At 39.9% G+C, this 14,939-nt stretch carries 10 protein-coding genes; 4 read left to right on the forward strand and 6 right to left on the reverse strand.

Annotated elements, in window-relative coordinates; genetic code table 11:
• Window positions 1–88: 88 nt before the first annotated feature.
• The 4 genes from FILTAD_RS05740 to FILTAD_RS05755 form a co-directional block, all read right to left on the reverse strand.
• Window positions 89–1,630 carry an NlpC/P60 family protein gene (locus tag FILTAD_RS05740; RefSeq protein WP_124069557.1) on the reverse strand — a complete coding sequence of 514 codons (1,542 nt, stop codon included), beginning with the start codon at window positions 1,628–1,630 and terminating at the stop codon, window positions 89–91.
• A gap of 355 nt (window positions 1,631–1,985) precedes the next feature.
• The gene (locus tag FILTAD_RS05745; RefSeq protein ID WP_124069558.1) at window positions 1,986–2,537 is read right to left on the reverse strand and encodes a manganese efflux pump MntP; all 552 of its coding nucleotides are present in this window, start codon (window positions 2,535–2,537) and stop codon (window positions 1,986–1,988) included.
• A gap of 434 nt (window positions 2,538–2,971) precedes the next feature.
• Window positions 2,972–3,418, reverse strand: a complete 447-nt coding sequence (locus FILTAD_RS05750; protein ID WP_124069559.1) for a GatB/YqeY domain-containing protein — start codon at window positions 3,416–3,418, stop codon at window positions 2,972–2,974.
• Between the two features lie 346 nt (window positions 3,419–3,764).
• Window positions 3,765–3,989 carry a helix-turn-helix domain-containing protein gene (locus FILTAD_RS05755; RefSeq protein ID WP_238988158.1) on the reverse strand — a complete coding sequence of 75 codons (225 nt, stop codon included), beginning with the start codon at window positions 3,987–3,989 and terminating at the stop codon, window positions 3,765–3,767.
• A gap of 474 nt (window positions 3,990–4,463) precedes the next feature.
• On the opposite strand from FILTAD_RS05755, the gene FILTAD_RS16170 reads away from it, so the two are divergent.
• Window positions 4,464–5,462 carry a peptidoglycan-binding protein gene (locus FILTAD_RS16170; RefSeq protein WP_124069561.1) on the forward strand — a complete coding sequence of 333 codons (999 nt, stop codon included), beginning with the start codon at window positions 4,464–4,466 and terminating at the stop codon, window positions 5,460–5,462.
• 277 nt (window positions 5,463–5,739) lie between these two features.
• Window positions 5,740–6,204 carry a hypothetical protein gene (locus FILTAD_RS05765; protein ID WP_148085387.1) on the forward strand — a complete coding sequence of 155 codons (465 nt, stop codon included), beginning with the start codon at window positions 5,740–5,742 and terminating at the stop codon, window positions 6,202–6,204.
• Between the two features lie 138 nt (window positions 6,205–6,342).
• Here FILTAD_RS05765 and FILTAD_RS05770 read toward each other — a convergent pair whose 3' ends face one another.
• Both FILTAD_RS05770 and FILTAD_RS05775 read right to left on the reverse strand, forming a co-directional pair.
• A complete protein-coding gene (locus FILTAD_RS05770) occupies window positions 6,343–8,136 on the reverse strand; it encodes a sulfatase family protein (RefSeq protein ID WP_282432571.1) in 1,794 nt (597 codons plus the stop codon).
• Window positions 8,137–9,632: 1,496 nt separating this feature from the next.
• Window positions 9,633–10,325 carry a GTP pyrophosphokinase gene (locus FILTAD_RS05775; RefSeq protein ID WP_124069622.1) on the reverse strand — a complete coding sequence of 231 codons (693 nt, stop codon included), beginning with the start codon at window positions 10,323–10,325 and terminating at the stop codon, window positions 9,633–9,635.
• A 667-nt stretch (window positions 10,326–10,992) separates the two neighbouring features.
• Between FILTAD_RS05775 and FILTAD_RS05780 the strand changes: the two genes are divergently transcribed.
• Both FILTAD_RS05780 and FILTAD_RS15785 read left to right on the forward strand, forming a co-directional pair.
• Window positions 10,993–12,564 (forward strand): S-layer homology domain-containing protein, encoded by a 1,572-nt coding sequence (locus FILTAD_RS05780; RefSeq protein ID WP_160117572.1) that lies wholly within the window; start codon window positions 10,993–10,995, stop codon window positions 12,562–12,564.
• Between the two features lie 347 nt (window positions 12,565–12,911).
• Window positions 12,912–14,591 carry an S-layer homology domain-containing protein gene (locus tag FILTAD_RS15785; protein ID WP_160117573.1) on the forward strand — a complete coding sequence of 560 codons (1,680 nt, stop codon included), beginning with the start codon at window positions 12,912–12,914 and terminating at the stop codon, window positions 14,589–14,591.
• Window positions 14,592–14,939: the final 348 nt, after the last annotated feature.

Consider the following 14,939-nt stretch of genomic DNA (forward strand, 5'->3'; position numbering starts at 1 on the left):
TGGAAGTTAAAGGCCCCTCTCAACTGACTGGTTGGGAGGGGTTTTGGGTGCTAGTTGATCCTGTTTAAGGCGTCAATCCCGACACACGTTACTTCAAATATCGCCTTGAACCAGCGTAGTTCGCTTTGTATGGCTGGGCATTGATAGAAACGATTTCAACGTTTCTGCTTGAATTCGGCGCATGGATCATTTTGTTATTTCCGATATACATACCGACGTGGTAAACTTTCCCTTTCCCTTTATTATATGCGAAGAATAACAAATCCCCGGGTTGCATCTTGCTTCTGGCAACAGGTGTACCCTTTACTGCCTGAACGAATGAATCGCGCGGAATCATGATGCCATGATTTTTGTACACGGAATGGATGAGTCCTGAACAGTCGAAGCCGAACCCTGAAATGCCTGACCAGACATACGGTAGACCGAGGAACATCTTAGCGCTATCGACAATATCTTTCTGGGTCGGTTTCGGAATTGTGGCAAAGTTTTTAACAACTTTTGCATCTACCTTACGGAGGTATTTCACCCCATTGGCGGGTGTTTGCACATGAAGCCATCCCCCCTCTTCCTTAATGACTGGAAGAATCGTTGTATAACTAATGTCCATGTATTTGTTCTTCATTTTCGGTTCATTGTAGAGAGTCGCTATGTTCGTATCGACAATTGCAATTCGGCAATTAGTGTAGTCTATCGTACGTTCAGTCACATGGGATTTCGGTACCCATCCTTGATAACCAGCTTTATTACCCGGTTTGTATTGATCTTTTACAGCAATTTGATGCCAGTTTCCGCTACTTTTTAAAATGACGACTTCCTGTCCATAGAGGGCTTGTGTATCCGTTTTCCCGACGAGCCATTGTTTTTGGCTGATGGACATGCTTTTTGCCCATTTTTGCATATCTGTCGGATTGGAAATTGACGGCCGGTCTACGATACGATTTTTATTTGGTGACTTCCAAACGTTGGTCACTTGCACGTTGACAACAGTAGTCTTTTTACCATCCGCGTAACAGACGGGTATCTTTTTGAATTCAGGATTCAAAATACGTGCGAGAAACGTACCAAAATTCACTTTTGTAATGAATGCTGTCGGCCTGTACGTATTGTTCGGATAGCCCCTTGTAACTTCATTCGCAAAAAGTGTTTTAATCGATTCCGATGCCCAGTATGTTGCAGGAACGTCTTTAAAAAAGTGTTTGGATGTTCCCTTCAACTTAAAAGCTTTGACGAGAATCGCCGCCATTTCTCCTCTGGTCAACTTTTTGTACGGCATGAATTCGCCGTTTGCGTTGCCATTGACAATCCCCTTGTCAGCTATGGTAGCAATGATGTCATACCCCTCGACTTCAGGCGTTATATCGATAAAATTAGGATCAGGCCGGTTTACCGTTTCCAGTCCGAGTGCCCTGATAATCATGGCGGACGCTTCCAAGCGGGTAATTTCTTCCTTCACCCCGAAGTTTTCCTGCGGATTTGCAAAGATTATGCCGCGTTCCGCCAAAAAGTCCAATTCCGCTTTCGAACCATGCCCATCACCGACGTCTTTGAATAAAGGCGCGGCAGACACGGCGCCGATTGTTGTGAACATAAGAAAGAGTGCAGTTAAAACTGCTATCCACTTTTTCGTCATTTAGATTCTCCTCTTCTACCGAAAGGTTATCTATTAATAGTACAGTAGAATGAAAAATCTGTATAGTCATTCTTTGCAGTTAATCAGGTTCACTTTTCATCTACATCCATGAAAAGTGTACACATATTGCGAACCATTATCGCTCCCAGGCATTCTACTAAACTAAAAAGAAAGAAAACCCATTCCTGTCAGCAGCCCTTTAGCATCTATTTCCCGAGTATTCGCGGTAGAAAACAAGGGTAAGCAATCCATACACAAAAATAAACATACAGCAAAAATCAGACGACCTTCCAGTAGTCTATTCTTTACTGTATGTTTACAAAATCACGATGTGGATCCGACAAATAAACGATACTCAAATAAAGATCTCATATATTCCGATTAGTATCAGCAGAATGCCGCCGATCCGTTCTGCTTGCTTTCCGAACCAGGTGGAACCGACTTTATGGCCAAGGCGAACACCGAGTAAAATGGAAATGAATGAAAAAACGCCGACGACTAATGCTGTAGACAAAGGGGGTAGGCCAGTAATTCCCGCCCCGAAACCAATTGTTAAGCAATTAAGGGAGAGAATGAATCCTAAAACGATTGATTCCTTCCAGTTGATGGTAACAACTTTTTTACCCTTTGAAAGATTTGCCGGCAAGGTATTTACTTTCAGGACAATCCAAATACCAAGCCCGACCAGCAGTACCCCACCAATGAAATTCGCTACAAAGACGGTTAGATACTCGGACAACAAGCTACCAGCTGTAATGGCAAAATACGCACAACCCATGGAGATCAATGAAATGATTAAATTATATAGAAATGGGATCCGATTGGAGCGCAACCCGTACGCAACACTAATCCCTAAATTATCGATGTTTGCAGCCACGCCAATGAAAATAATCGTAAGCAAATGCATGTCGCACCTCCGTACTCTACATCTATCCTGTATTATATGGATGGAATGCGTAAGCGTTTAGGCGATATGACGCTTGTCTGTGCAAAGGAGTTGGATGCCAATCACCCCCTTTTTTACGTTTGCATGGGCGGTATCGAATAGTAGCTGCGAAACCTAGCAATATAATTCCTGAACCTCACAACGTTTTCTTCACACCTAGCAACCTTTTCTTCGATCCTAACAACGATATACCAAAAGCCCACAACATTTTCCCAACCTCGCAACGTAATCCCTGAACCACACAACGTTTTCCTCCAACCTTACAACATAATCCTTCAGATTCATTTTAAAATCTTCTTGCGTTGAAACAGCAAAAAGTCCCTCGATTGATTACTCAATCAAAGGACTAGAAACTTTTTTATGTCATTTTTTCGCACGGATAATCCTGCACTCTATCACAATAATTCCTTAACAACCTTGCTGATCAAACTGCCTTCTGTTTTGCCTTTAAGTTCGGCCATTGCAAGGCCCATCACCTTGCCCATGTCTTGCTTACCGGAAAAACCATTCGATTCGATGATGCCCGCTATAATTATTTTGACTTCATCTTCACTAAGTTGTTCAGGTAGATATTTTGTAAGAAACTGCTTACGATTCTCTAGATCTGATATCATTTCAGTTTTATTTGTCTGTATAGCGAAACCAAGAGACTCCTGCGTTTGCTTGATTTCCGTTTGAATGATCTGCATTACTTCCGCATCAGTCAATTCTTCTCCATCGTTTTTATCGATTTCTTTTTTCTGAATCGTACTTAAAACCAAACGAACGCTTGTTAACTCTTCTTTGTTTTTGGCTTTCATTGCTTCTTTCATCGAATCCTTCAGTTGTTGTTTTAGCGTCATTTAAAAAACTCCTTTTTCTAATTCATTTTCCACCTACTGCTATTTTTAATTATACCGCACGTTTATTACTTTTGAAAAAATAATAGCGTAATTGTGTGCAACAAAAAACAACGACCAATTCATGCAGTTGCATAAACAACCAATGGCGATGGGACAATCACGCGTTCGTCTGATCCTCAGCTCATAAATATGTAATTGTAGTGTATTGTCAGAGTACTGTCTTGCACGAGGCTCCTGAAAAAAGAAAAAAAGGAAGCCGGTCAATTGTTGATATGGCTGCATTCCTCTTTTACTTTTCGGGTTATCATGTGTTTTCTTAATAGGATCGTGCACAGCATACCAATTTTTACAGTTCAACATAAAGGTTAGAATTATTACCGTCGTTTGTCCCGTCAATTATAAAAGGTGTGTCTAATACTCTAGATATTTGCAGTAACGGATTCACCTTAGGATTTGTTATACCAGCTTCGATTCGTCCTATTGTGGATTTTGGAATACCTGCTGCATCCGCAAGATTTTGTTGGGACATATTTAGGCTTTTGCGCTTTGTTTTAATTTGTGCAGTTATCAAATTCAACATTCCTATTAATATGCTTTATCGAAGGAGTGCCCTTACCGTCTTCAGATTCACTTTCATTATGCTCTTCAGGGTATGGATTAAAACGTAATATGGTAAGTTGTCGAGCATATATGTCGGCTAATTTACACCAATACCCAACTTTCCCTATTCTAACTTATTGTTCAGGATTGCCCGACAACCGTTCTTCAAATCCCCTTACGTTTCCCTCGTATATAATTAAAAACCCCTGAGATTCATACATATCTTTGATTCTTTTCTATAATATTTACTTTACGATAGCACTCATGCTACCATTCTTCAACATTATATAAACTTTTTAAACCTTGTATCCACCTTCCCACTTTCACTCTATATAAAGAAAAAGATGTGATTGCATCATTATGGTGATAATCACTGCATCCAATGGCATTAGCCGCAAGGCCCATCGCCGCGCGGAATACAATAAGGTAAAGGAGTTGAAATAGTATGGCATATCCAATTGAAAGACGTATCGTATCTGCGGTTCCTAAAATAAAGTTACAGTCCAACTCAATTATCGTCGCCCACGAATCAGGCAATGCAAACAACACTGGAAATAATTCGCTTGAAGCAGAAGTCAACTATATGGCGAACAACTGGAAAAATGCTTTTACACATTTTTTTGTAGGCAGCAAAGCAATCATCCAACTCGCGGAGGATGGCTTTATGGCATATGGTGCTGGAGGACACCTAAATCCCCATTCCCCCGCGCAAGTCGAGCTATCACGGGTTGATACGCAAGCGGAGTTTGACGAATCATACAAACGCTATGTATGGTTGTTGCGGTATATGGCAGATAAATACAGTATCCCTAAGACACTTGATAGCAATAAAAGGACAGGCATTAAAACACATGATTGGGTGACGCGGCATCTAGGGGGCACGTCACACACGGATCCCTACACTTACTTGGCACAATGGGGAATTTCGAGAGCGCAATTCAAAAAAGACGTTGAAAACGGAATTTCCACAGCTCCAACCGAAGATAAACCTGTTAACAAGCCATCCGCAAATAAACCGACGGCACCTAAAACTACAGGGATTGTTGATTACATGAATTCGGTCGGAATGGATTCTAGCTTTACAAATCGTGCAAAACTTGCAAAACAGTACGGCATTAATAATTACAGCGGCACAGCTGGACAAAATATAGCGTTGCTGGAAAAGATCAGGGACGGAAAACTGGTTACTAAACCCAAACCGCCTTCATCAACAAAAGTGCTTAAATACGGTGATAGTGGTGCAGAGGTGAAAGCGATGCAACAAGCATTAGCATCCGTCTATTTTTATCCCGAAAAAGGCGCTAAAAATAATGGAGTCGATGGTTATTTCGGCGTTAAAACGCTGGATGCATTGAAACGGTTCCAATCAATCTACACACCAAGCGACATCGACGGGATATATGGTCCGAAAACACGGGCGGCTTTGGAGAGGTTGAAAAAGTAATTGTGTCCGTACCTGTGCGATAAACAACAACCAACAATTCATGCAATTGTATAAAAAACCAATAGAAATCGGCCACTCATGTACTTACCCACTCCCCAGCTTATAAATATGTAATTGTAGTGTATTGTCTGAATACTACCATGCACAGGTACTCAAAAAACGATAGAAACCAAATAAACGCACATTTATCTAATCCCCAACTCATAAACTTGTAAATGCAGTGTATTGCCTGAATAATCCATGCACCTGACATTTAATTCAACAAAAGGGGATAGTGATGTTGAGAAAAAGGAACAGATACAAACCTCTTCTTATTGTTATCCTATCAATAGGTTCCTTACTTGTGTTGATAGGCGGTATTAATTATCTACTTTCGCCGAGCTACAAAACAAAAAAAGTAGTAGAAGCGTTTTATACGCATGAACAAAATGGAGACTTTGCCGATTCGTGGGAGCTACTTCATCCTTTTATGAAAGAGAGATGGGGTAAATCAGCGTTTATGCGCGACCGTATCCATGTTTTTATTGGCCATTTTGGTGCCGAAACGTTCCAATTTACAGTAAAAGAAGATAGTAAAATCAAGAGTTGGAAGATGTCTGAGGAATCGGAACCATTTGCTGTAGCATACAAATTTACTGTCATTCAAACCTATAAAGGTAAATACGGAAAGTTCGGTTTCCTACAAGAAGTATATGTCGCAAAAGATCAAGGAGAGTGGAGGATACTGTGGGATTATAATTGAATTGTGTACTGTGCAATAAAAAACAAGTAATTCACACAGTTACATGAAAAGTCAAAGAAGTTCAGGTAAGTAGGCACTTATCTGAACTTTTTTGACCGTTAATATGCAATTGTAGTGTTTTTCCACATAAATAATTACCTACAATTTTTCTCCTTTACAACCACACCCCGGCATACCAGGTACGTCCCCACTTGTGGGTGCTATCCTTTTTAGTCGGCATTGTTCTTCAAGTGTCTTCATTAAAACACTTTGAATAATGGCTGATTTAGTTGTTGCGAATACGGGATCTGCTAAATTCTTTTCTTCTAGGGGGTCTTGAGTTAGGTTGTATAGTTCAAATTGTTCCGGAACCGGCTCTGTTTTTATCGTTGATTCGCAGCCGTCATCTAACCCAGTTACGACGGTATCGGCACAACCGGGTTCCGTCCAAAACTGTGGGTTGTCAAAATAACGAGCGAATTTCCATATCTCTTCACTTGAATTTTTACCGGTTTCAAGCGTGGTAATCACTGCTTCGATATCATTTGGTTCCACTACGGATGTGTAGGGTTTGCCCGTGACGGCATTCGTTTGATTCAACCCTTTGAAGACATCGTCGTCTGTCATGAAATAAATGGGTTCATTTGCACCGATACAGGTCTTATGCCCGTGAAGAAGCGGCTTCAAGTTTCGGCCGACGAGCGGAAGTGCTTCTGTGTGATCAATCGACAGCTTTTCCCGCGCTAAATCAGCGTCTATGCCCGCCAATCCTAACAATGTGGGCAGTACATCAACATGGCTAGTTAGCATTTCCGTACATTTTCCTTCATTAAATAACGTTGGGCTATGAATGATCAATGGAACATGGATGGATTCTTCATACATGTTATACCACTTTTGATGTAGACCGCCATGAGCGCCTAGTTGGTCACCATGATCGGCCGTGAATACAATAATTGTATTCTCATAGAAACGTGAGTTTTCAAGAGCCACTAAGACTTTCAGCATTTCATCATCGACCTTTTTTTGTAAACTATAATACAATTGTCTGTAAAAGTTATTGTCATTAATTGGTTGCAACGCTTTTGGATAGGTAGTGCGGTAGCTTCCCTGCGCAGATGGTTTTGTTAACAATGACTCCCTTGCTGTCGGGGCTGGCGGAATGTAAGGAAGTGTCGGATCGACTTCAAAGTTAAAGTTCGGGAAAATTGCAGATAGCGCACCGTATAACGCAATATCATGAGGATTTAAGAAAGAGCACATGATAAACCAAGGATTTTCGTCAGTATGACAAGATGATTGTTCATGTAACGATTTAATAAGCTCTACCGTTTCGGCAGCAAACACTTCGTCCCGACCACTTGTGCCGGTTCCTGCAGACGAAGCGGAATTTCGTGGATCAGTGCCATGAGGTTCCGGTCCAATCCAATCGGAATAGCCAAATGAATCAAGACGATTCGCTTTTTCATACATTTTTTCTTTCGTCTTATCGGGAATACCCGTTTTCGGATCATAGCTCGGTAGCGCTTCATGCGTACCTGGGATTAAGATATCCTCGGCTGATGCATGCCACTTCCCTTTCCAAAAGGTACTGTAACCTGCAGTCCGAAAATAATCCCCCATCGTAGGAACCGTGTTCGGGTCAAGCCAAAAAACATCCGGGTCAAAAGATCCCTTGGCAGCCCCCGGCGTTTGAGTAACGCCATGGAGCGAAGGATATTGTCCTGTATATAAAGTTGCCCGACTTGGCGCGCAGGCAGTACTTCCTGCATAGTGATTGCAAAATTCCATTCCCTTCTTCCGCAACCATTCTTGTGCAACTAAATGCTTTTTCCGCCATTCCTGCAGTGCCTTTGTTTCATAGACAGATGGAAAACGTTCCTCGTCAACCATTAAGAAAAGGATATTGGGTTGCTTTTTCTTATTTGAATAGTTGTTATTCTGTTCTTCCACTTTTCGCACCACCCTTTCTAAAATCATAAGTACTTATATACTGTATGAAAAAAGGCGTAGGTTCCTATGAGTGATTCACACAAGTTGCGTGTTTTTGGTATAACGTTGTGGGGCATGGAGAAAACGTTGGTAGGTTCGGGGAGTATGTTGGGAGGTGTGACGAATACGTTGTGAGGTTGTAGTTTTTTGTTGAGAGGTTTGATTATATGGATATCCCCCCAAAAACAGGTACCTTCACAACCAAAATGCTGTCAAATCGCAATGGTCTTGTCGGCTTTTCGATGTTGCTTCGACTTTTATTTCATCCACTTAGGTTTTCCGAAGCCTCCAAAATCCGTGAATGAGTGACAGTCACCGAAATATAAACAAAGACATAGGAGACTCATCGACGATTTATCGATGGGTTTCCCATGTCTTTTTGAATTAAGAGCTCCACAACTAACTTCCCACTTACTAAATTATCGAGTCATTTCTCCTTACATATCCACAACGACTGCAACAATTTGAATAATAACTCATCCGGTGATATCCCGACAGCTTACATACCCATTTCCCAAACCATTTTCCGATGAGAATCCCCCCCATATATAACTAAGAAAAAGTACCGGTAATTGATAGAGATAGCTGTAAACTAAATATCTCTTCTCCCTATATTATACACTTAGTGTGCTTTCTTACTAACTATTACTTTTAAAATAGTTAAATAATTAATAAAAAGAGCATTTGGACCTAATTAGTTAGGCACAACGAACCTAAATAGTTAACATTTTTTCATCGTTCGGATAAAGTCTAGGGTTCCAAGCATGTCAACTTTTAATTTTGGACAATAAACGATAATAATGCTCTGTCCCAATAATGCAAGCATCAAATATCACCCACCTGACTTTTCAGGGAAGCGCTTGTTTGATGTTGTGAGCTTGGTGATGTGTTGCGGGGTTTTGGTTAAACGTTGGGTGGTTGGCGTTTTTGCTGCACGTAATGCAAATGCTATATTTTCATAACGTTTAGGTTTGCCACTTAGGGTGCCGGGATATTGGCACCCTAAGTGCTTCAAACCATGGCAGTACCTGGTATCCTGTAAGTCATTCAATTAGTGGAACAAATAACCAATCGAGATGGAACAATCACGCGCCCGTAAAACTTGCAGAAGAAAAAGGCGACCATTCCTAGTGAATGGTCGCCTTTTTCTTCGCTATTTTAAATCGATATGGTTGTAATAGACACCATTTTATGGTGACAGCCACTCACACTTTATATATGTTGAACTAATGATTCAATATAAACTCCAGCGAAGGAGCCTCACTGGGGTAGCCGAAGCAATAAGACTGACAGCGGTCTTCTGTCAGGCTGATTGCGGGAGGCATCCCCAAGCGCCGAGCGTTGTTAAGAGGATTCTTTATATCAAAATATATATCTTGATTATTTGAACTATCATATTTGTATGAGTGAAAGGCACCGTATATCGCTTACGATTTAATTGAGAACTAAAACACCAGCTATATTTTAGTCGGAGTAGTATTGCTATTTCCATTCATCATTTCCAGGAATTTAAGCGGGATATTGAATTCATTCTTTTCATTAAAGAGAGTCGTAGAAAATTCTTCATCCATTCGTTTAATTTCACTGATTTCCTTATGAAGATTCTCCATCTTCCAATCCAATTCGTTGGCAGATTCCGCAGCCTCTTTCAACTCTCTTGTTATTTTTTCAGGGACTGATTTATTAAATTTATAAAAGATTTTATGTTCCAGACTTGCCCAAAAATCCATAGCGATTGTCCTGATTTGCATTTCAACGAAGACATGCTCCACCCGATCTGACATAAACACAGGAATTTTTAATATCAAATGTAGACTTCGGTACCCATTGGGCTTCGGGTTTTTAATGTAATCTTTATACTCAATCACTTCAATATCCTTTTGCTTTTGAATCATTTCACTTAGCTTATAAATGTCAGAGTTAAAGGAACAGTTAATACGGATTCCTGCAATATCCCGCATATTTTCCTTTATGGAAGGTAGGGATAGTTCAACGTTTTTACGAAGTGCTTTTTTTATAATGCTTTCTGGTGTTTTCAAACGAGTATTAATATGTTCGATAGGGTTGTATTCATGTATCAATTGAAATTCTTCTTCCAAGATATTGATTTTGGTGCTCACTTCATCTAATGCAAATTTATATGCCAGCATGAATCTTGTCACTTCTTTTTTCAAATGATTCAATCTACTATAGTCTTGTTCATTTGTACGTTTCAAAATAAATTCCCCTTTTCTTTACATTCGCCATCACTAAGATGTTCTAGAGTTGAAGTTTACTTTAGTTCTCTCTCGGAATTGGATGATTACGTCCGGCGGAAATACCCTGGGTTCAATCTCTTTCACCGTCGTGTTTTCGTATCCTTTTTCTATAAATAAAATGCGGTTACTCTCAAATAGAGCTGTTCATTTATTTTCGGAACGTTTTTGTTGTGGCAGCATCGGAAAAATCTCAAAGAGTGGACTGTCTTGTTTGTACATCTTTTGACCACTTTATTGAATAATAGCATGAATGATAGAAAATGCTTAACTTGAGTTCAGGTAATTTTAGCATTTTTACGGGATATTTGCTTTGGCGTTCACCCTTTGTTCAAATTCGGTTTACGGTTACAGTCACTCAAACTTTGCGCTTCACCAACCTCGCAACGTAATCGCCAAACCTCACAACATAATTTCTAAACCCTGCAACATTAGACGACGACCTCACAACGTTAATTATGCAGATGCCTAAAATTAGTACTCTTTTATAGGCCATTTGATACGAGAAATAGAAAGTATTCCATTCTATAATAAATTTAGTTTACTAGAAAGGATGTTTTCATTGAAAAAAGTACTACAGGTTTTAATGGTATTATCATTAAGCCTTTCCATAGTTACTCTTCCAACTCGGAGTGTAAAAGCAGCAGGATTTTCTGATGTATCTGGATTAAAAAAAGAAATCAACTATTTAACTGACCAAAAAGTAATCAACGGTTACAAAGATGGCACATTCCGTCCTTCTGAAAAACTTACGCGCGCGCAAGCGGTTGTGATGATTATGCGCGCAATCGGTTTGCCAGAGACGCCAATGCAAGACTCAGGATTCTATGATGTGAGTCCAAGCAGTTTCGGCTATAAAGAAATTTCCCACGCCGTGAATGGTGGGATTATTAATGGAAAAAGTAAACATCAATTTGATCCAACCGGGAAAATCACGCGGGCTGAAATGGCTAAAATACTGGGGAATACATTTAAACTGGAAGGGGTCAATGAGTTCGAATTCAAAGATGTATCCCATGGTTCATGGGCATTCCCATTCATCTCATCATTGGCTGCGAACAATATTACCGTTGGGTATGACGATAGAACGTTCCGACCAACTCAACCGATTGACCGTGCGCAATTTTCAGCTTTCCTCGCGCGAAGCATGAAGCCACACTTCCGCCCGTCCACTGGAAAAGTTAAGCATTCCGTCGTCGACCTACCCATGGAGGCAACAATCATAGATGTTGTGAAAAATCCAAAGAAGCCATTCATTTACTATCTTGATAAGGAGTCAAAATCGCTCGTACTGCTAAATTTGGAAACCAAAGCTAAAAAGGTTGTGAAACTGACACATCCAGCAGAAAAGCTCGCCATCAAGAACGATAAAATTTTCGTCACGCAACTTATTCAAGAAAGAAGCCCGTATAACTTCATCGAGACACAAAAAGGACTCATCAATGTCTACGATGCGGATGATCTTTCTTTTCTAAAGGTAGTAAACGTAAATATCGAACCCTACGATATTGCTGTGGCTGATGATGAAACCCTGATTGTTTCATCTGGATCCGGTCAACATACGGAGCTTCATACGTATAACTGGCAAACGTCAGAACACCTTTCGTCTGCTGATAGTATACAACAAGAATTGATTGAACTATCACCAACGCAAAATAAAATCTATTCAGTGAAAACTTCGCACTATACGGGTAAAATTGATACGTATAGTTTACTAGCAGGGGTTATCAAGAAGGAAGAAATGGTGTCTCGCTTCTTCGACACCATGAAACTTAGAGGCTATATTCAAATGTCTCCTGACGGAAGGGTTATTTATAATGGAGACGGGACAGTTTACGCATCAAGCAGTGACCCATCCAAGGATTTGGCTCCTCTTGGCAAGTTGGCCACTCCTTTCAGTACGATGACGTTCGATGAGTTTGGCAAGCAAATGTTCCTTGCTGATCGCTCACCACAAATTTCTGTTTATAAATATGACTCGCTTGAGCCTACTTTTGCTTTGCGCGTGTATGGCAAAGTAAATCGACTGGTTTATGTAGAGGAGACAAAAGAACTATATGCGCTTACCTCAATCAAGCTCGATGGTTCTAAAGTAGAATCCACGATATTGGAACGATTTGATTTTGGACAATAAATGATAAAAGTGGTTTTGTTTCACTAACGCAAATGAGAAATGGCGCCCGCCTGTCTTTTTTCAGGGGGGCGCTATTTGTATGTTGTGGGCTTTGTAGAATGTTGCGTTTTTTTGGCGAAACGTGGGTAGTTTCGGGGATTGCGTTGGAAAGTCCGTTTGAAAGTTACAAAGAGACTATAGTTGAAGAATAACTAAAAGTTGTTGCCTAAACTTTCATGATTTAGGACTAATAGTAACCTATTCATTCGCAATTATCCCGGTCGTTAAACAATTTAAAATAGTAGTATTCCTTTTACATTACTAATGATATAATACAAATGTCATGGTAATGTAAAAGGAGGAATTACATGAAGCGTTTTTTATCTATATTTATAGTCTTAGGCCTTGTATTTTCATTGGTTACACAGGTAAGTGCAGCAAGCGCTACTTTTAAAGATGTACCCGCAAGCCACCCTTTTTATAAAGAAATCACATTTCTTCTTGATAGAGGGGTAATTAGTGCGAAAGATAAATATGGCGTAAACGACAAGGTAACACGTGAAGAAGTTGCGGTAATGGTTTCAAAAGCAGTTGGACTCAATGGGACTCAAACCTCAACTAAATTCAAAGACGTACCAAAAAGTAATAGATCTTCTGGATATATTAATTCAGCGGTTAATGCAGGGATAATTAATGGATATTCGGATGGTACATTTAGACCTAAATTAATAGTGAATCGTGGGCAAATGGCTATCTTTTTAGCAAATGCATTTGATTTAAAGGTAGATTCTAGTTCGAATTTTAAAGATGTCAAGCCATCGATGGCTTCTTATTCAGCGATCAAGAAGATTGTACAGGCAAAAATTACTACTGGATATTCAGACAATACTTTCAGACCGAACGATACTTTAACACGTGGACAAATTTCAGCTTTTCTTGCTCGCGCAATGGATTCTGGAAAAGTAGATTCTGAAAAAGTTTATTCCACAAAAGAAGTTGTAGAGTTAAATGACCCGAAAGTTGTATTAATTGAAACGGATACTGGTCAAGGTAGTGGTGTCGTTATTGCCAATGGCTTAATTATAACTAACCATCATGTAATTGATGAAGCAACAAGGGCAACTGTTACATTTAATAACGGTGCGAAATTTGAGGTTGCTGGTGTTGTAGAATCTGACTCGAAAAAAGATATAGCTATTTTAAAAACAACAAAGACATTTACAGAATCAGGTGTATCCATTAGGCCTTCAAGTAAAGGGCTATCTAAGGGTGAAAAAGTAATAGCTATAGGTAACCCAAAAGGATTACAAAACACAGTTTCAGAAGGGATTATCAGCTCATTTAGAAATCCCGAAGGCGTTTCACTAATTCAAATAAATGCAGATATTGACCACGGTAGTTCAGATGGTGGATTGTTTGATGTCAGTGGTAAACTAATTGGTATTACTAGCAGTGGATATGATAAGGCATATGCTAATCTTAATTTTGCTGTTGCTTCTGAAGAATTCGTACCAATGGTAAACAAGTATATTAATAAGGACTTTAAAAATATTAATGCTTCGTTCGCTAAACCGAATATTCCTGAACAGCCAACAAAACCAACAGAACCAACAGAACCCAATCAGTATCCAGTATTAGGAAAAGTAGCATTAGGGATGACAAAGGAACAAGTAAAAAATTTAGCAGGCGGATATTTTTCGAATGAAACCACCAATACTCTGTATTTCAGTAATGCTAACGTATTGGGGTATTTAGCTGATACAAGTTATGAATTCCAAGGGAATAAATTAGTAGCAATTAATGTTTTTCATTATGTAGTAGAAAATCAATATGATTTGGATATCCTAGAAGCCTTTTTTGTAGTCATGTACAATGAAATTAGTGACGTTTATGGGCGAGCAGATATTCTGGATACCGACTGGTATGATGATAACGATGGTTATTCTTTAAGTGCGTACTGGATGAACCCGACTCATAACACACTTCTTGTAGTTAAGATTATGGAGAGCTTTGATACTTATGGAGGAATTCGAATTTCGATTTCATAGTCGTTCATCGTGATTAACAACAAACCTGTAGGTTTCCGCATTCGTAGCAACCCGCCGAAAACGTATAAAGCGAAACTTCAATCAGTGGGGGGGCGACGCACAGGACGTGCTAGTGCAGACGTTGCGACAGGACGTCACTTATTTAGTCTACCTCATCCCCCACTTATTGTTTAAGGCCCGAGCCATTCGGACATTAAAGCGGAATCGCATTTTAATCCGCAAGCTCTTCGGGCAGTTGATCTCCCACTAATTCTTCTTGTTTCCGCGAAGACTTGAAGTTAGGGGTCTTACTGCACGTTAATGCGGGATAAATGGATGCATGCCACGATAACTGCAAAAAACAATATA

It is taken from the genome of Filibacter tadaridae (assembly GCF_900609045.1).
Taxonomy (GTDB): domain Bacteria; phylum Bacillota; class Bacilli; order Bacillales_A; family Planococcaceae; genus Sporosarcina; species Sporosarcina tadaridae.

Coding starts and splice junctions, on each gene's coding strand:
- FILTAD_RS05740 (WP_124069557.1), bottom strand. CDS start 1,630: ATGACGAAAAAGTGGATAGCAGTTTTAACTGCACTCTTTCTTATGTTC.
- FILTAD_RS05745 (WP_124069558.1), bottom strand. CDS start 2,537: ATGCATTTGCTTACGATTATTTTCATTGGCGTGGCTGCAAACATCGAT.
- FILTAD_RS05750 (WP_124069559.1), bottom strand. CDS start 3,418: ATGACGCTAAAACAACAACTGAAGGATTCGATGAAAGAAGCAATGAAA.
- FILTAD_RS16170 (WP_124069561.1), top strand. CDS start 4,464: ATGGCATATCCAATTGAAAGACGTATCGTATCTGCGGTTCCTAAAATA.
- FILTAD_RS05765 (WP_148085387.1), top strand. CDS start 5,740: ATGTTGAGAAAAAGGAACAGATACAAACCTCTTCTTATTGTTATCCTA.
- FILTAD_RS05775 (WP_124069622.1), bottom strand. CDS start 10,325: ATGCTGGCATATAAATTTGCATTAGATGAAGTGAGCACCAAAATCAAT.
- FILTAD_RS15785 (WP_160117573.1), top strand. CDS start 12,912: ATGAAGCGTTTTTTATCTATATTTATAGTCTTAGGCCTTGTATTTTCA.